Below are 17898 nucleotides of genomic sequence, written 5' to 3'. Positions count from 1 at the left end.
CGCAACTACCCTCCCTGACCGAGGCGGCCGGCGCCGAACAGGCGCAGCTGGACGCCGTAGATGGCGAGCGTGACCACCAGAAGCACGAAGGCCGCCGCCCCGCCCATGCCCCAGTTGACCAGCGACTGGACGAACTGGGCGATCATCTCGGCCAGCATCATGTTGGAGGTGCCGCCGAGCAGGGCCGGCGTGACGAAATAGCCGAGCGACATGACGAACACCATGAGGGCGCCGGCCGCCACGCCGGGCAGCGCCAGCGGGATCAGCACGCGCGTCAGGCATTGCCAGCGCGTCGCGCCGCAGACCGAAGCCGCCTGCAATACGGCCGGATCGATGTTCTTGATGACGCCGCGCAACGGCAGGATGACGAAGGGCAGCATGATGTAGGTCATGCCGATGGTGACGCCGGTGAGGTTGTTGACCAGCGCCAGCGGCTGGTCGATCAGGCCGAGGCCCATCAGCACCTTGTTGATGACGCCGGTGCGCTGCAACAGCACCATCCAGGCATAGGTGCGGGCCAGAAGGTTGCTCCACATCGACAGCAGGATGATGGCGAACAGCACCGCTGACCAGCGTGCCGGCATGATGGCCAGCATCCACGCCACGGGAAAGCCGATCGCCACCGACAGCACCGTCACCACCGCCGACACGACGAAGGTGTTGAAGAAGATGCGCAGATAGGTGGAGGAACCGAGCAGTTCGACATAGTTGCCGAGGCCCGGAACCGGCTCAAGCACGCTGCGCAGCAGCAGCGCGACGACCGGCACGACGAAAAAGACGAGGATCAGGGCGAGCGCCGGCAGGGCGTAGGCAAAGCCGCTTGCCGCGCGCTCCCGGCGGGCCTCCAGCCTCTCGGCGGGCACATTCGCTGCCAGTGTCATCCTGTTCTCCTCACGCGGCGCGGCGGGGCCGCCGCGCCTGATCTTGCGACCGCAACGCGGCTTCGCGGGCTATTTCGCCTGCCAGGCGTACCAGCGCTCGCCGATCTCGTCGCGATGCTCGGCCCAGTAGTTCATGTCAGCATTGACCTGGGTCGCCTGCTGCGCGTCCGGCAGCGTCTTGCGGGTGGCCTCGTCCATCAGCGCGGCCGAGCCGGTGTTGGTGGGCGCGTAGCCGGTGGCGACCGACATGTCCTTCTGCGCCTCGGCGCTGGTGGCAAAGGCGATGAACTTCATCGCGGCCTCCTTGTTCTTGGTGCCCTTCGGCACCACCAGCGAGTCGGCCGCGGTGATGTTCTGGTCCCACGAGACGCCGACATTGACGCCGGTCTGCTTCAGCGCCGTCAGGCGTCCGTTCCAGAAGATGCCGTAGGGCGCCTCGGCCGAAGCCAGCAATTGCTGGGACTGCGCGCCGCCTGTCCACCAGACGATGTCGCTCTTGATCGTGTCGAGCTTCTTGAAGGCGCGGTCGAGGTCGAGCGGATAGAGCTTGTCGGCCGGCACGCCGTCGGCCAGCAAGGCAGCCTCGATCACGCCCGGCGCAGACCATTTGTAGAAGGTGCGCTTGCCCGGAAACTTCTTGGTGTCGAACAGGTCGGCGAACGTCTTGGGCCCATCCTTCACGGTGTCGGCATTGTAGCCGATGACGAAGGAGTAATAGAAGCTGCCCACGCTGTAGTCGGTGACGAAGCGCGGGTCGAGCTTGGACTTGTCGATGACGCTAAAGTCGAGCTTCTCCAGCATGCCGTTCTTGCCGGCCTGCACGGCATAGTCGCCCTCGACGTCGACGACGTCCCAGGACACGTTGCCGGCTTCCACCATGGCCTTGATCTTGCCGTAGTCGGTCGGCCCGTCCTGCAGCACGTTGACGCCGCTCTGGGCGGTGAACTTGTCTGCCCACGCCGCCTTCTGGGCGTCCTGCGTGGTGCCGCCCCAGCTCGTGAACACGAGGTCCGCGGCGGAGGCCGCCTTCGTCAGTGCCGCCCCGGTCAAGGCCAGTCCGGCGGCGAAGGCCGCCGTCATCATCAATCTGCGCATGTCATTCCTCCCATGAATGGTTTCCTGTCACCGCATCACGAACGGGTCAGGGATCGGGTCGTCCGATGTCCTGAGCCAGACCGTCTTGGTGCGGGTGAAGTCGAGCGCCGCGGCGATGCCGCCCTCGCGGCCGTGGCCGGATTGGCCGTAGCCGCCGAACGGCGCGATCGGCGAAACGGCGCGATAGGTGTTGACCCAGACGACGCCGGCATGGATGCGCTTCATCATGCAGTGGGCGCGCGTCAGGTCGCGGGTGAACAGGCCGGAGGCTAGGCCGAACGGCGTGTCGTTGGCCAGGCGCAGCGCCTCGGCTTCGTCCTCGAAGCTCAGAACCGACAGCACCGGCCCGAACAGTTCCCGTTCCACCGACGGCGCCTTGACGGCGCTGCAATCCAGGATCGTCGGCGGATAGTAGAAGCCGGGACCGTCGGGCGTCTTCCCGCCCGCCACCAGCACCGCTCCCGCCGCGACCGAGCGGCCGACCACGTCCTCGATCAGGACGCGCTGGCGCGCCGTGCAGAGCGGCCCGACCTCGGTCGCCCTGTCGAGCGGCGAGCCGATCTTCACGGCCTCCGCCTTGGCCTTGAGGACCGACAGGAAACGGTCCTTCACCGATGCCTCGACGATCAGCCGCGAACCGGCCACGCAACTCTGGCCGGTCGCGGCGAAGATGCCGGCGACCTGCGCGTTGGCCGCGCTTTCAAGATCGGCGTCGGCGAAGACGATGAAGGGCGACTTGCCGCCCAGTTCCAGCGAGGTGCTGGCCAGGTTCTCCGCCGAATTGCGCACCACGGCGCGCGCGGTTTGCGGGCCGCCGGTGAAAGCGATGTGCGCGACCTTGGGATGCTTCGTCAGCGCCGCGCCGCAGGTCGCGCCGAAGCCGGTCAGCACGTTGACCACGCCGGCCGGGAAGCCGGCCTCGTCGATCAGCCGCGCGAATTCGAGCAGCGGCGCCGGCCCGTCTTCCGAAGCCTTGACCACCAAGGTGCAGCCGGCGGCGAGAGCCGGGCCGAGCTTGACGGCGGCGAGGAAGAGCTGGCTGTTCCAGGGAACCACCGCGGCCACCACGCCGATCGGCTCGCGCCGCAACCACACGTCCATGTCCGGCTTGTCGATGGGCAGGTAGGACCCCTCGATCTTGTCGGCCAGCCCTGCATAATAGCGATAGTAGTCCGCCACATAGGCGATCTGCGCGGAGGTTTCGCGGATGATCTTGCCGGTGTCGCGGGTTTCCAGCTCGGCAAGCCTGGCCGCATTGGCCGCCACTAGGTCGGCCAGCCGATAAAGCAGCCGGCCGCGCTGGGTGGCGGTCAGCCCCGCCCACTGCCCTCCCCGCAGCGCGCGGTGCGCGGCCTCGACCGCGCGATCGACGTCGGCCTCGCGCGCCTCCGGCATCTCGGCCCACGGCTCGCCGGTGGCCGGGTCGATGCTGGGGAAGTTGGCCGAGGCGTCCTCGAAGCGTCCATCGATGTAGTGCTGGAACCGTTGCATCTTCCTAGCCCTGGAATGCCGGCATGACGTCGGCTATGAAGCGCTCCAGCGAGGCTTTTTTGCGCTCGAAGCTCATGCCGGTGTCGATCCAGAAGGAATATTCGTCGTAGCCGAGCGCCTCGTAGCGCTTCAGCCGGTCGATGACCTCGCCCGGCGTGCCGACGATGTTGTTGCGGCGCATGGCCTCCGGCGCATACATGGCGTTTGCCTCGATCTCGGCCTCGCTCAGCCGCTCGATCAGGCCCTGGCTGATCGGCCGCTCGTTCTTGAACCAGGCGCCGAAATAATTGTAGTAGACGCTGATCTCGCGCGCCGCCTGGCGGATATCCGCCTCGTCCGAGCCGACATAGGTGTGGCGCAGCACCATGATCTTGGGCCGCGGCATGGACGGATGCTTGGCGCAGGCATCGTTGAAGCGCCCCATCAGGCTTTCCACCTCCTCGTCGCCGAGCCAGAGCGGCGTCACCTGCACGTTGCAGCCGCTGGCGACGGCGAATTCGTGGCTGTTGGGATCGCGTGCCGCCACCCACAGCGGCGGATGCGGCTGTTGCAGCGGCTTCGGCGCCGAGGTAGTCGAGGGAAACGACCAGAACTCGCCGTCCATGGCGTAGTCGCCCGCCCACAGGCCCTTCAGCGCCGGGATCATCTCGCGCATCCGCTGGCCGGCGGTCCAGGCGTCGAGGCCCGGCGACAGGCGCTCATACTCGAAACTGTAGGCGCCGCGCGCGATGCCGATGTCCAGCCGTCCGCCGCTGATGATGTCGGTCATCGCCGCCTCGCCGGCGAGCTTGACCGGGTGCCAGAAGGGGGCGACCACGGTGCCGGTGCCGAGGCGCACGTTCTTCGTGCGGCGGGCGAGATCGGCGATGTTGATGAAGGGATTGGGCGCGATGGTGAAGTTCATCGCATGGTGCTCGCCCGTCCAGATCGCATGCATGCCGCCGCGGTCGGCGATCTCGCACAGCGCGATGAACTCGTCATAGAGCGTCTGTTGGTTCTGGTCGGCGTCCAGCCGTTCCATATGGACGAACAGCGAGAACTTCATTGCGGAGCCTTTCCGGAAACGGGGTGGACACGGCCGCTGCGCTCGTTGCCGACATACATGCCGAAATTGCCGAGCGCGCTTTCGGCCGCGTAGCGCCTGAGGATATCGGCTGTGGGGGAATCGACCAGCCTGTCGAGGGGAAGCGCGTCGAGGTCGAAGAAGCGGCCTTTGGCCGACTCGCCCGAACCAAGCTCGCAGCGGTAGACGATGTGGTGCCGGCCCGCGCCCGTCACCTCATAGACCGAGTAGATGAAGCCGAGCGCCGCAGGCAGGCGGGTGACGCGCGCCAGATGATCCTGAAGCAGCTTCGGGCTCTGCCCCGCTGCGATGGTGCGGGAAGGCAGCGCGTAGCGGCCCTTGCCGTCTTCCACCAAAAGCACCTTGCCGTCGCGCGCCGCCACCGCGCCGACGATGATCTCGGCGTCGGAGCTGGCCGCGGACACCGCCTTCTGCGCCAGTCCGGGCGTGAAATAGCCGCCGCGGGCATAGCCGAGGCCGTTCATCTCGCCGTTCTCGAAGGCTTCCACCTTGCCGATCAGGATGACGTGGTCGCCGCCGTCGACGATCTTGTCGGTGGAGCAGTCGAACCACGCCGCGACGCCGGCGAAGACCGGCGAGCCATGCGGGCCGGGCTGCCAATCGAGCCCGGCGAAGCGGTCCTCGACCGGCCGCGCGAAGGTGTTGGAAATGTCCTTCTGGCTTTCGGAGAGGATGTTGACGGCGAAGCGTCCGGCCCGGGTGAGCGTTTCGAAATTGCGCGAGGTGCGGGCGAGGCAGACCAGCAGCAGCGGCGGATCGAGCGACACGCTGGCGAAGGAATTGGCGGTGAAGCCGACGGGCTGGCCCTCGGCATCGTGGGTCGTCACCACCGTCACGCCGGTCAGGAAGGCCCCGAAGGCGTCACGCAGGGCTCTGGGATCGACGGCGAGGGTCATGCGCGCACCTCCTCCCGCGCCAGCCATTCGGCCAGCATGCCGTTGACGGCCTCGGGCGCGGTCAGGTTCACCATATGCCTGTGTCCGACGACGACGCGCGCCTGCCCCAGCGGCGCGGCGGCGGCCATGGCTTCCGCCATCGCCGGGGTCGAGTTGGGGTCGTCCTCGCCAGTCAGGAACAGGGCGGGACAGGCGACGCGCGGCCAGGCATCGGCATAGGTGCCGTCGCCTTCGGCGAAAGCGGCATAGGCGGTGGCATACCCTTCCGGATCGACGCCCGTCAGCCATTCGCATGTCAGGCGGTAGGCTTCCGTGTCGCGGCCGTCCTCGCCGAACCAGCGCAGCAACGGCCCTTCCACGTCGATGCTGCCGGAACGGATGGCCTTGGCGCGCGCAAGGACGGCGGCCCGCGCCGCCTGATCGCGCCTATAGACCCCGTTGAGCAGCGCCACGCGCCTGACACGCTTCCCGAAGGTTGCGGCCGCGCCGCCGGCGATCAGCGCGCCCATGGAATGGCCCGCGATGTTGACGCTGTCGAGCGAAAGATCGTCCAGCATCCTGCCCAGCCAGGCGACGAAGTCCGGCAGCAGCGATCCGGCCGGCAGCCTCCCGCTTTCGCCATGTCCGGGCATGTCCACGGCGATCACGCGACGGCTGGACGACAGCGCCTCGATCTGGGGCGCCCAGGCCTCCAGCCGCATGCCGACGCCGTGGATCAGGAGCAGGGGCTCGCCCTGGCCCTTCTCCGCATAGGCGGCGCCGTGGCGGGTGCTAGACCGCTGCGGGATTGTCGACATCGTGGCCAAGCTCTTTGAGATCCTGATAGCGGTTGCCGATGCGGTGATGCGGACGCCCGCCGACCGAGGCGCCCAGCGCCACGACGATCTCGTCGGCGGCGGGGGCGTCGGGAATGGAGGTCTGGATCGTGAGGTAGTGCGAGCGGCGGCCCTCGTCGGCCTTGTCCATCAGCGGGATCATGACCGGCGCGTTGGCGGGCCCGCGCGTGTTGGTGAAGGCGAGATAGCTCTTGGCGCCGACCGCCTCGCGATAATGGTTGCCGAAGCGCAGCGTGTGGATCAGCGCCGAGGCGTGCTCGATCTCGCCGTCCAGCCCCACCACGGCAGCCTTGCCGTAGCCCTCCACGCCGGCGCCCGAGCCGACCGCCTTGACGATCATGCCCGTCAGCAGCTTGCCGAGCACGGGGGCGGCCGCATGGATCTCCGGCTTCAGGTCTTCCACGAAGCCGCGCCCGGCCCAGGGGTTCTTCAGCACCGCGAGCGCTGCATAGAGAACCAGCGGCGCGCCTGCCTCCTTGCCGCCCTCGACCAGCGTCGTTTCCACCTGAAGCAGGGTCTTGCGAATGACGAGCGGCACCTCGATCTCCATTCCTGATCTCTATGACTGTATTATGGTATGCCAAACTCGCCGGAGTCAAGCGGCCCCGCGCACCCGCAGGCACATTTCGTTCAACTCATTGAATGTCCGGGGAATATCCGGGTGGATCAGGCGGCGGTGGTTTCGGCCAGCAGGGCGCGGGCGATGGACGAGGCGATGCCGACATGCTCCTGCGCGGCGCGGAAGGCGGTGTCGCCGTCGCCGTCGCGGATGGCGTCGACGATGCGCTGCATCTGCGTCGGCCCCTCATGGTCGCGGCCCGGCGTCTTGATGGTCATGGAGCGCAGCCGGTTGATGCGCGCCGTGAGCGAGCTGACGATGCCCCAGGCGACGTCGCGTTCCGCCCCCGCGAACAGCGCGCGATAGAATTCCGTCGTCTCCTCCAGCACGAGGTCCATGCGTTTCCTGCCATAGGCCGCCTTGATCCGGTCGAGCGCCGCCTGCAAGGCTGCGGCCAGCTTGGGATCGCGCCTTTCCGCGCAGGCCCTGGCGGCCATGCCCTCCAACGCGCCGCGGATCTCGTAGATCTGCAGGGCCTGTTCCGGGGTGGTGACGGCAACGACCGGACCGCGCGTGCCGACGGTCGCCACCAGCCCTTCCGATTCCAGATGCCGCAGCACCTCGCGCACGATGGTGCGGCTGACGCCGAGCTGCGTGCACAGATCCCGCTCGACCAGCCTCTCGCCGGGTTTGAAATGGCCGTCGATGATCGCGTTGCGCATCTGATCGAGGGTCAACTCCCGCAACGTCTTCTGCGGCCGCGTGACACGCAATGAAGACAGCTTCGTGCCTGCCATGAGTTCACCCCAGCTGGTTTTTGGTATGCCATACGACGAACGGAACCGGGTCGGCAAGACATCAACTTCCGCTTCGCGGTCTTGTCCCCTCCATGTCCGGCAATCGGCCGATGCCGCCGGTCCCCTGTTGCTGCCCCGCCATACGGATTCCGGAACGGCCGCTTTATCTCCGGGCCTCGTCGTTTGCGGCGCGCAGGAATGTCACGGCAACGCAACGACCGTCATCCGGAACAAACAATATCTGGCCCGTGTCGTTGTTGAAGGTGAAGACGGAAACCGAATCGAGCTTGCCGGTCAGCGCGCTGCCTTTCGGGAGCTGCTCCTGGAGAGCCTCGCAACTTGCGGGATACGGGACAATACGGATTGCCGCGCCCGCACAGGTCGAGCCGTTCAGCGGCGCTGCAAATATGAGTCCCGCTGCCGGTCCCGTGTATTGTTTCGATGCGTATTCGAGGCCGACCACGGACGAGACCGCATGTTCATTGGGAGCTTGCTGGTTCCATCGCGACTGGATCTTGTATTGAGCTCCGTCGCTCACGAGCTGGCCGAGAGCGGGAAACAACTCGCCGCATGTCGTCAAATTCGCCTGCTGCACGTGATCGAGAAAGGGAGAAGCCGGCAGATCGACCTTTGCGGGGGCCGACGAATTGGAGCGAAAGACCGCGATATTCGCCATGTCCTTCACAAGGAGGGGTATGATGCCGAGCGTGATCAGCGCCATCGCGCAAAGCACGGCAATCTTCACCTTTGATCGTCGGGGAACGGGAGGCGCATCTGCAACGGCAGGCTTCACGTCGCAAGCATCTTCATGATGCGCTGTTATCAGGTCGGCAATCGAGCGGTGCTGCATGGGTAGTCGGTTTCATTTTATCGCCGCGAGCGCAGCCTTCAGGCCCGCGAGCGGCGCGGTCACATCCATGCGACCGGAATTGCGGGACTGGTAGGTGATCCTGACGTCACTTTCCTTGGCGATTTCGCCGCGAAGAATGGGACCGACCGGCAGCTTGCCGATGCAGACCGACTGATTGCAACCTTCGAACGCAAGCTTGACCGAAGCAGAACCGCCTGCGAATCCGAACGACAAATCCGCATTCGTGTCGGCGTCCGCCGGCGTGCGCACGATCAGATACGGCTTGCCTTCCTCGGTTGCGGCCAACGACCAGCTGAACACGGTCCGGTCCGATGCATCGACAATGATCTGACTGATGTTGCAGACCCTCTTTTTGGCCTTGAGGTCCTCGTCGCAGATCAGGGTCCAGTTCGTGAACGGCTGGATCATTCTGCGGTACTGCCCGGGCTTGACGCCCTCGGGCAGTACGACCTCCGACTTCTTGACGTGGAAGGATGGGGGCTCCTGTCCGGCACTGTGGGCGGGTGCTCCGGACAGGAGCAGGCAGACCAACGGGATTAGGGGGCTGTTGACCTGCTTTCTCATGCCGAGCCTCAATTGAGGGTGAAGCTCAGCCCCGCCCCTGCCCCCCAATGTCCTCCGGCCGTGGTGGCCGAGACATTGGCGCGCAGGCGACTGTTCTCGCTGGTATATCCGGCGCCGAAGGCCAGCGCCCCTTTGCTGCGCCAGACGCCGCCGCCCATGGCCACACTCGCCTTTCCGGGGCGGTCGTCATAGCGCAACGAAGCGGCGGCAAGGCCGATGGCCGCGGCCTGGCGCGCTTCCGAACGCACCCCGTCGATATCGGCATTCATCTGCCCGAACTTGTAGTCGGTATAGTCGTTCGCCTGGTTCAACGTGGTCTTGGCGACCTGGTCGGTGTAGCTGTTGGCCGTGTCCACCGCCCAGTTTACGCGCGTGTCGGTGTAGTCGTTGGCCTGGACGAGCGTGTTGGACAGTCCTGCCTGAAGCTGTCCGACATTGGCCGCGTCGCTCGACTTCACGCCGTCGGCAACATTGGACAGGACAACGGGTGCATTGGGATCGCCGCCTATGAGCGTGACCGAGTTGGCTCTGGTCCCGTCCGTGTTCTTGTCGTACTTGACGGCGAACTCGTCCAGTTGCCCGACACCGGCCTCGATGTTCTCGACCGCCTGATTGGTGGCGTTGAGCTGGCTGCCATTGACGGCGTCCGTGGAGTCCCGGGACAGGCGTCCGGCCGCCACGTTGGTGATCGTGCGCTCGCTGCCAACGTCACCGACGCTGACCGTTCCTGCCGGCGCGGCGCCCGCGAAGCTGTAGTCCTGCCCGCGGATCGTCGTGCCTGCCGTGCCGACGGCCGCCTGCGTAACCGAATTTTCGCCCAGGGCGACATCGCCGGCATTGTTGGCAACGGCGCCCTGACCGATCGCGACGCCGCCATCGGCAGCCGCATTCGCGCCGGAGCCCATGGCGACGCTGCCGGTGCCGCTGGCAACCGAAGCCGGACCGGCAGCAACACTTTCAGCGCCTGTCGCCTGGCTGTCGGCGGCGGTGGAGTTGGCGTGGAAGTACTTGATGCCACCGCCGTTTTCCATGCTGTCGATTTTCGTGGCGACGGAGTAGAGCTGGCTGCCGTTCACGGCGTCGGTGGACGTTGAGGAAACCTCTCCCGGAGCGACATTGACGATCTGGCGTTCGGCGCCCTGCGCGCCGACCGACACGACGCCTGTCGCGGTTCCCGCGAAGCCCGTGAGCTGCATGCCGTTCACGTCGGCGCCCGTGACCTGGGTATAGGCCCGGTCGACCGAGCCGGCGCCGAGGGAAACGTTGTTGGTGACAAGACTTTGCGCGCCTGATCCGATGGCGACCGACATGTCGGCATTGGCAAACGAATGCGAACCGAGCGCAATCGTATCGTTGGCGTTCGTCGCTACCCAGGTTGATGGGTCGTTTATATCACCGATTGTAGCACCGGCATTGTAACCGAAGCTGATGTTGCGATTACCCTTCTGGGAGGCGCCGGCCAAGTTTCCCATCGTGAGGTTGTCATCGCCGACAGTCGCGACGCCAGCCATATTGCCGAGTGCAATATTCGCGTTGCCTTGGGTAGCACCCCCGCCAAAGAATCCGAGACCGATATTATCATTGCCCTGCGTCCCGAATCCTGCCTCAAATCCCAGGCTAAGGTTCTGGTTTCCGGTGACAGCGGTTCCCGCAGCAAAACCCAGTGCTGAGTTACCCGTCCCGGTGACTTGATCGCCAGAACTGGTGCCCATGGCTGTGTTGGCGTCACCTTCGACACGTGCACCGGCCTGCCAACCTATTGCGGAATTGAAATGGCCGTTTGATTGCATGCCTGCCAGTGAGCCGATAAAGACAACGGACTGGCCGGATGAAGAATCGCCAGCGTTCATACCAATGGCGATTTGGTTGTAGCCAGAGCTGTTGTTGCCAGCCGAGTTGCCGATGAAAGTGCTGAAAGTGGCGGTGGACCCCGTACCGGCGCTGTCGCCGATCCCGATCGTCCCATCGCCTGCCACGGTCGCAAGCGAGCCAATGGCAATGGAGTGCTGGCCGCCCGCCGTGGCTTGATAACCCATGGCGTTGGCAAACGGACCAGTGGTATGCGCTTCCTCACCGATAGCGGTGGAATAATTTCCTTCAGCCCGGGCGCCTACGCCGATGGCGGTGGCGTCGGTTCCGGAAGCGATCGCACCTTGCCCGCAGGCAACCTGATCGCCCGCGGCGGAAACATCGCCGATCGGCGTGTTGGTTCCGGGGATGACACATGTGGCATCGGCGGCATGCGCGCCGGCCGATGCAAGCACGACGGCGGCGAGCGCGCCAGGTCCGACGAGACCGAGCGCCAGACCCCTGCGCTTGAAGCCGAGGCATTTGTGCGCCAGGCGCAGCACGGCCATCAGGCGGCGCCGTTCGGAGCGGTGCGGGCGCTGCGCGCCAAAACCATGAATGTTGGAAATACCCATTTAGATTCCCTCTCTGTGAATGGGATGATCGGCACCGCATTCCGCGCTGTGGCGGATGCCTGTTCCGGCCTTGAGGCCGAGTTCCTGGGCTTTCCCGAACGCCTGCGAAACCCAGTCGCTGGTCTCGCGCGGCGCCTTGTGCAAAGCCCGCTCGACCCTGTCGCGAGACCAGATGCCGTCCAGAAGACGCCGGCATTCGCCGAGGTGAAGGCCCGGATCGCTCCGGGAATGAAAAGGAATGGTCAGCCCGAGGACGTAACGGCCAACCATATAATCCAGCTCTGCCGGCTTTAGCCGGTTGCCGTATGCGTGCTCGATCGCCTTCCAGGCGCTCTGAACCCGCCGGCCCAGCAACCCTGCGGTCGAATCAAGCGACTGATCATTGGCAACACTTTCCCGAAGCTCGGATTTGCCGGTCGGCAAAGTGTTGCTGCCTATGGGATCTTCCACACTCACTCGTCACAAACCCGCCATTGTTGCAACGTCACTGGGTCAAGTAGCTAGTCGAACAATGAATGATATTTGCGAGATTCGGAGCGTTTCATACCGTGTGTAACAGGTGAAATACCCTGATGATCTGGGCGATTGATTCAGCTCAATGATAGAACCGTTAGACGGGGGTTCGTACGGTACGAGGGGGCAGATTTGATCGGAATTGACAGGAGGCGGGGTGACAAATCTGCTATTTGAGAAAATATCCGATTATGATTTAAACAGAGATTCTATACTCGCGACGTTGGAAGAAATCCTCGAATCAGATCATTTTGCCAATGCAAAACGGCTCGAAGATTTTTTAAGATTCATTGTCATGGAGATCGTTGAAGGCAGGTCGAGCCACCTGAAATCCTATACGATCGGTCTTGAAGTCTTCAAACGCCGTATAGATTATGACGCATTCAACGATTCCATCGTTCGCACGACGGCAAACAGGCTGAGAAAGGCGCTCGACGCCTACAATTATAGTTCGGCGGCTAAAGACGGCGTCAGGATCAGCCTGCAGAAGGGATCATACGTCCCCGTCTTCCATCTCTACAACGCGAATTCGGACTCGGCGGCTTTGCTTGCCCCCGCTTCGATACCGGAAACCGCGCCGAAGCCGCCGCGCTGGATCAGGGAAATCCGATCCAATGGAGCATATGCGCTTCTGGGCCTGTTTTTGTTGCCCATCGCACTCTACGGCGGATATGCCGCTTTCGTTGCGAACGCGCCAGCGGGCGCGCAACGGCCGATCCTGCTGTTGGACAAGGTGGTAGCGATCGGCAGTTCCCGAAACGCGGACGAACTTGTCGGGTTCATTTCCGAGCGTCTCAGTCCCGCGCTGTCCGGATATGGCAATGTCACCGTCATGGAAAGCAACGATCTGTCGCGGGCCGACACGCTGTCCGATACCGAACGGAACGACACGTTTGCGCTGCAGGTGACGGTTGACGGTTCGTCGTCGGATAATACCGTCAACTGGCGCTTGACCTATATCGGCAAACAACGCGTTGTCGGCGCGGGGCGCACGATCGGGAACGGGGCCGATGCCAAAACGATCGTGGCTGCGATCGCCAGCGACATCCTGGGCACCGAGGGCGCGTTGTCCGTCGTGCTCAGCGAGAACGACAATGCGGCAAGCACCAACCTGAAATGTCTTGCACGGTCCCAGCGGCGGGCGCTTTTCTACGACGACAAGCTCCAGTCTGACTCAGTCGATTGCCTGAGCCAGATCGTGGCGAACGAGCCTGACAATGGCCTTGCATGGGCCTTGTTGAGTTTATCGTACAATTGGTCGTCGCAGGCTGCCTCCTCATACGGCCAGGATCCGCAACCCTTTGTGGAATTGCAGCGCGAGGCGGCCGAGAAAGCCGATTATCTGGCGCCTGGCACCTATCTCACCCTTCAGGCGCGCATGTTCACGGCATTCAACGTCGGCAGGCTGGCCACGTTCGATCAGGTCGCCGCGAAACTACGACAGCTTTTCACCCTCGATCCGTTTTTGAAAGGCCGCATCGGCTTGACCGTCTCGCGGCTCGGCCGCTTCGACGAGGCGCTGGAACTGGCGCGCGAAGCACAGGCCGAGGCGGACCAGACAGGGGACATTTTCTATCTTCCGAACGCCTATTGGGAGTTTTTCAACGCAGACTACAAGCAGTCGATTGAGCATCTCTACATGGCCAATGCCGAAAAATATTACATGGTCCCGCTCTTTCGCGCCGCTGCATTCGGTTCTCTTGGCGACAGGAAGCAGGCAATGGCCGCCTGGCAGGAGCTGCAGGCGTTACGGCCGGGATATGAACGTCACCTGGACAGCGATTTCGCATTCAAACGCGTTCGCCAGGACTATACGGACAAGGTGGTGAACGGCCTGCGCAAGGCCGGGCTCATGTGACCGATCACCTACAAGCGGTGCCGGTCGGTTGTATCGGGCTCCCGGTCGGGTGCCTCGGCACATTCGGCTCGCTGACCTGCCGCCAGTCGAGTTCGCAACAATCCGACCCGGAAAAGCAGGCCGCCCAGGGCAAACTCGGCCACGCGTCGACATGTCTCAAGGCGCCCGGCTTCACACTCCTACGGTCTTTTGCCTGTATGACTCTGAAAGGGCCTTTGGCTCGGAACGAGCCCGACGCTAGAGGGTCGTCCAGAACCTCTCCAAGATACCCAGCATCGGCGGCTCCAGGTTTTGATGCCGCGAACTGCACAATTGCAAGGTTTGCGACAGGCGATAACTCGCGATTTCAGAGAACAAGAAATCCCCGCGCTTCACGCTGCTCGAAACGTCCAGGTGGGTTGCGAAGGCCACGCCTTTCCCGCTGGCAACGAACAGCTTGATGAACTCGAAAGAGTTGGTTCTCGAGACAATGTTGGCGTCGGACTTGCAGCGATTGATCTCGGCTTCCAGCCGGGTGAAGATTTGCAGGCTACGGTCGGGCAGGCAGATGGGCCATTTGAGACAGTCTTCCAGCCGGTAAGGCCGCGTGCCTTCCGGGATCATGGTGTGGCCATGGGCCAGCCCGATGAGGAATTCCTTTTCGGTGTGGATGCGGATGTGCGGCTGTGGTGGCACGTTGAACGCGATGCTCGCATCCAGTTCGTTTCGCTTCAAAAGCGTCGTCAGCAGCCTGGTGTTGCCGATCGTCAGTTGCAGCCGGCATCCCGGATAGGTCCTGGTCAGCTCCAGAAGAGGAATGGCGTGAGGAACCAGGCATTCCATGATGCCGATCCGAAACTGTTTACCTTCTTTCGCGGGGTCCAGGCGCAAAGACGATTTCAGCACGTCTCCTTCCATCGCCCATTTTTCCATCCGGCCAAGCAATAGGCGGCCCCGCTCGGTGATCTGTATTCCCTGCGGGTCTCGGACGAACAAGGTTATTCCAAGGCTGCGTTCGAGGATCTGCATCTGGCGGCTCAGCGCCGATGCCGACACGTTGAGCTTCTCGGCGGCCTGGCGGATGGAGTTCTCGCGGGCGACAACAACGAACGACTGCAGCTCGCGCGAAAAAGCCCACACTGGCTGGCTCCCTCTCAGGCAAATGGCAGGTGAGGTGTACGAATTTTCGCAACACGATGCACGATTAATTCTACTTTGAGAAGCGCGACGCCATCGCGATGATCAGCCACAGCCTCATTTCAAAAGGAAAGACAGACCATTGAACAAGGACATCGAGCTGTTGCGCGAGGCCATAAAGGTTTCGCGGGATGCCAAGCTGGAAGGCAACCATCCGTTCGGCGCGTTACTCGTCGACGGCGAAGGGAACGTCATTCTCACTGCCCACAATTCTTATAAGGAAGACAAGGGCGTGGGCCATGCGGAAACGAACCTGGCCCGCAAGGCGGTGAAGCTCTATGAACCCGGATTCCTCGCAAGCTGCACGCTCGTCACCCCACTGGAGCCGTGCTGCATGTGCGCCGGCACCATCTACTGGGCCGGTATCGGGTCCCTTCTTTACGGTACTCCCGAAAAACGCCTTGCCGAACTGACCGGCGACAATCCCGAAAACCTAACGATGAACCTGAGCTGCCATGAAGTCTTCGCGGCCGGCCAGCGCAAGGTCGAAGTCCGCGGACCCTATCCCGAACTGGAAAACGAAATCGTCGCCGACCACATTGGTTTTTGGTGAGCACAACAGAAAGCACGTCGCATCAGCCGTAATCAATTGACAACCGGTGGAGGAGCCAGTTGCAATGACAGCCTTAGCCAACGACACGTCTTACGGTCGGGACAGTTCCGTTCATCCGGTCGATGAATTCATCCCGCCGCTCCGAATACTCCTGCTGGCGATACAGAACGTCGCCGTCATGTATACCGGAGCGGTCGCCGTCCCGCTGATCATAGGCAATGCCCTGCATCTGTCGACCGAGCAGATCTCGGTGCTGATCCAGTCGGATCTCATCACCTGCGGTATTGCCACCATCATCCAGACGGTCGGCTTCTGGAGATTCGGTGTGCGCCTGCCGATGATGCAAGGGCTTACATTCGCCGCGCTTTCTCCGCTGATCGCCATCGGCACGGACCCGGGCTTTACCCAGCTCGGGCCAACCGGCGGCTTGCAGGCGATTTATGGAGCGGTCATCATAGCCGGTATCGTTTCGCTGCTGCTCGCGCCCATCGGCGCTTATGTGGTGCGCATATTCCCGCCGGTGGTGGTGGGGTCGATCCTCATCACGATCGGCCTCAGCCTCATCCCGGTCGCCATCCAGTATGCGAAGGGCGGCTTCGTGGCGGATGCCGGAAACCCCCGATACATTATGCTCGCGCTCGCGGTTCTCTCGACGATCATCCTGATCTATGTGTTTGGCAAGGGCTTTGTGCGCAACATTGCCGTTTTCCTGGGGCTGATCATCGGGTCCGTCATCGCCGGGTTCATGGGAATGTTGGACCTGAGCGAGGTGTCTTCAAGCGCGCCGATCGCTCTCGTCTCACCGTTGCACTTCGGTCCGCCCACCTTTCATTTCGTGCCCATCCTGATGCTGTGCATGATCCTGGCCATCACTTGGGTGGAGTCTATCGGAACCACCATCATTCTGGGTGAAATCGTCGACAGGAAGCCCACCCGCCGCACCTTCTCGGATCTGCTGCGGGCCGACGGCTTGGCCACCATCATCGGCGGCTTTTTCAATTCGTTCCTTTATGTCTCGATCACCGAAAACGTCGCCCTGATCACAATCACCGGGGTGAAGAGCCGTTGGGTCGTCGCCCTGGCGGGCGTGCTGCTCGTGCTGCTCGGCCTTTCGCCTTTCCTGGCGATGTTCGTGGCCAGCCTGCCCAAACCGGTCGTTGGCGGTGTCGGCTTCGTGATATTCAGCTGCCTCGTCGTCTTCGGCATAAAGGTCGTCCGGAAGATCGACTTCGACACGACGTTCAACAATTATTTCACCATCGGCATAAGCATCGTCATGTCCGTCATTCCCCTTGTAAGCCCAGACTTCTTCAAATTCATGCCCCAATGGTCGCAACCGATCTTCGGATCGTCAGCCATCCTGGGAGCATTGACGGCCATCGGGCTGAATCTAGGATTGAACGGGTTTTCCGAAGACAACGAACTCGTCCTGGAAGAATGAACCGACCCCTTCCCTCTCGGGCAGCGGGTTTGGGAGTCGGCGGGTTGGGAGGGCGCTCGGACGGGTAGCACATTCCGCCGGATGCAGCGACACGGCCCGTTTCGAGCGCGGTCCCCAGAACCATCGCTTGACCCGCTCCGGATGGCCAGTTCGGCAACGACGGCGGGACGGATGCGCGCTTGACGGACAGCCGATAAAGAGTTACGTGTGACGAAAATCAAATTTCGTCACACGTAAGAAGTCATAGAACGGCCATGAGTGAAGCAGCCGAAAACGCCCTGGACCCAGGCCGGCAGGAGAATGTCGAGCGCATCCTCGCGGCGGCCGAGCGGCTTTTCCGGCACTACGGCTACAACAAGACCACGGTCGCCGACATCGCCCGCGACCTCGGCATGTCGCCGGCCAACATCTATCGCTTCTTCACCTCCAAGGTCGAAATCCATCAGGCGATCTGCGGGCGCATGCTGGCGGCGAGCCTGCATCTCGCCCTCGGCATTTCGAAGCAGCCGCTTCCTGCTTCGGAGCGCCTGCGCCGCTGCATCATCGAGCAGCACCGGCTGACCGTCGAGACGATGCTCGACGAGCAGAAGGTGCATGAAATGGTGGTGGTGGCGATCGAGCGCGACTGGCATGTCATCGAGAAGCACATCGACCGCCTCCATGCGGTCTATGCCGACATCATCCGCGAAGGGATCGAAGCGGGCGAGTTCGCCGAGCAGGACGTCGATGTCGCCGCCAGGTGCATCGGCGCCGCGACGGTGACGCTCTGCCACCCGCAGATGGTGGCCCAGTGCCTTGCGAAACAGAACCGCGCCAGGCCCGACGAGCTCGTCGACTACGCGATCAGGGCATTGAAATAG

At 63.2% G+C, this 17898-nt stretch carries 17 protein-coding genes; 4 read left to right on the top strand and 13 right to left on the bottom strand.

The features are described from left to right. Positions 1–5 precede the first annotated feature (5 nt). The 12 genes from QU595_RS26890 to QU595_RS26835 all read right to left on the bottom strand — a co-directional run bounded on the left by QU595_RS26890 (position 6) and on the right by QU595_RS26835 (position 11947). On the bottom strand, positions 6–881 hold the full coding sequence (locus QU595_RS26890) for an ABC transporter permease (RefSeq protein WP_315927783.1): 876 nt from the start codon (positions 879–881) through the stop codon (positions 6–8). 69 nt (positions 882–950) lie between these two features. Beyond that, positions 951–1961, bottom strand: coding sequence for an ABC transporter substrate-binding protein (locus tag QU595_RS26885; RefSeq protein ID WP_410000581.1), 1011 nt, complete (start codon positions 1959–1961; stop codon positions 951–953). A gap of 42 nt (positions 1962–2003) precedes the next feature. Continuing rightward, entirely contained in the window at positions 2004–3467 is a 1464-nt protein-coding gene (locus tag QU595_RS26880; protein ID WP_315927779.1) for an aldehyde dehydrogenase, read from the bottom strand. A 4-nt stretch (positions 3468–3471) separates the two neighbouring features. Continuing rightward, positions 3472–4512, bottom strand: a complete 1041-nt coding sequence (locus QU595_RS26875) for an LLM class flavin-dependent oxidoreductase (RefSeq protein ID WP_315927777.1) — start codon at positions 4510–4512, stop codon at positions 3472–3474. After that, a complete protein-coding gene (locus tag QU595_RS26870; RefSeq protein ID WP_315927775.1) occupies positions 4509–5447 on the bottom strand; it encodes a flavin reductase in 939 nt (312 codons plus the stop codon). Before QU595_RS26870 ends, QU595_RS26875 begins: the two co-directional genes overlap by 4 nt. Then, on the bottom strand, positions 5444–6244 hold the full coding sequence (locus QU595_RS26865) for an alpha/beta hydrolase (protein WP_315927773.1): 801 nt from the start codon (positions 6242–6244) through the stop codon (positions 5444–5446). The genes QU595_RS26870 and QU595_RS26865 overlap by 4 nt, the downstream gene beginning before the upstream one ends. Continuing rightward, positions 6219–6821, bottom strand: a complete 603-nt coding sequence (locus QU595_RS26860; RefSeq protein ID WP_315927910.1) for an amino acid synthesis family protein — start codon at positions 6819–6821, stop codon at positions 6219–6221. The genes QU595_RS26865 and QU595_RS26860 overlap by 26 nt, the downstream gene beginning before the upstream one ends. A gap of 128 nt (positions 6822–6949) precedes the next feature. Continuing rightward, positions 6950–7639, bottom strand: coding sequence for a GntR family transcriptional regulator (locus QU595_RS26855; RefSeq protein ID WP_315927771.1), 690 nt, complete (start codon positions 7637–7639; stop codon positions 6950–6952). Between the two features lie 163 nt (positions 7640–7802). Next, a complete protein-coding gene (locus QU595_RS26850) occupies positions 7803–8489 on the bottom strand; it encodes a hypothetical protein (protein ID WP_315927769.1) in 687 nt (228 codons plus the stop codon). Positions 8490–8501: 12 nt separating this feature from the next. After that, positions 8502–9074 (bottom strand): invasion associated locus B family protein, encoded by a 573-nt coding sequence (locus QU595_RS26845; protein ID WP_315927767.1) that lies wholly within the window; start codon positions 9072–9074, stop codon positions 8502–8504. Positions 9075–9082: 8 nt separating this feature from the next. Further along, on the bottom strand, positions 9083–11497 hold the full coding sequence (locus QU595_RS26840) for a YadA-like family protein (RefSeq protein ID WP_315927765.1): 2415 nt from the start codon (positions 11495–11497) through the stop codon (positions 9083–9085). Then, positions 11498–11947, bottom strand: coding sequence for a hypothetical protein (locus QU595_RS26835; RefSeq protein ID WP_315927763.1), 450 nt, complete (start codon positions 11945–11947; stop codon positions 11498–11500). Positions 11948–12152: 205 nt separating this feature from the next. Here QU595_RS26835 and QU595_RS26830 point away from each other — a divergent pair, with 205 nt between their 5' ends. Beyond that, positions 12153–13868 carry a hypothetical protein gene (locus tag QU595_RS26830; protein WP_315927761.1) on the top strand — a complete coding sequence of 572 codons (1716 nt, stop codon included), beginning with the start codon at positions 12153–12155 and terminating at the stop codon, positions 13866–13868. Positions 13869–14105: 237 nt separating this feature from the next. On the opposite strand, the gene QU595_RS26825 is transcribed toward QU595_RS26830, so the two are convergent. After that, a complete protein-coding gene (locus QU595_RS26825; protein WP_315927759.1) occupies positions 14106–14987 on the bottom strand; it encodes a LysR family transcriptional regulator in 882 nt (293 codons plus the stop codon). Positions 14988–15126: 139 nt separating this feature from the next. On the opposite strand from QU595_RS26825, the gene QU595_RS26820 reads away from it, so the two are divergent. The 3 genes from QU595_RS26820 to QU595_RS26810 all read left to right on the top strand — a co-directional run bounded on the left by QU595_RS26820 (position 15127) and on the right by QU595_RS26810 (position 17898). Beyond that, on the top strand, positions 15127–15597 hold the full coding sequence (locus QU595_RS26820; protein ID WP_315927757.1) for a nucleoside deaminase: 471 nt from the start codon (positions 15127–15129) through the stop codon (positions 15595–15597). A 46-nt stretch (positions 15598–15643) separates the two neighbouring features. Further along, a complete protein-coding gene (locus QU595_RS26815) occupies positions 15644–17038 on the top strand; it encodes a nucleobase:cation symporter-2 family protein (RefSeq protein ID WP_315927755.1) in 1395 nt (464 codons plus the stop codon). A gap of 254 nt (positions 17039–17292) precedes the next feature. Continuing rightward, positions 17293–17898: a TetR family transcriptional regulator gene (locus QU595_RS26810; RefSeq protein ID WP_315927753.1), complete on the top strand. Its 606-nt coding sequence runs from the start codon at positions 17293–17295 to the stop codon at positions 17896–17898.

It is taken from the genome of Mesorhizobium sp. SP-1A (genome assembly GCF_032460275.1).
GTDB lineage: Bacteria > Pseudomonadota > Alphaproteobacteria > Rhizobiales > Rhizobiaceae > Mesorhizobium.
This window is presented reverse-complemented; position numbering and strand designations above follow the sequence as displayed.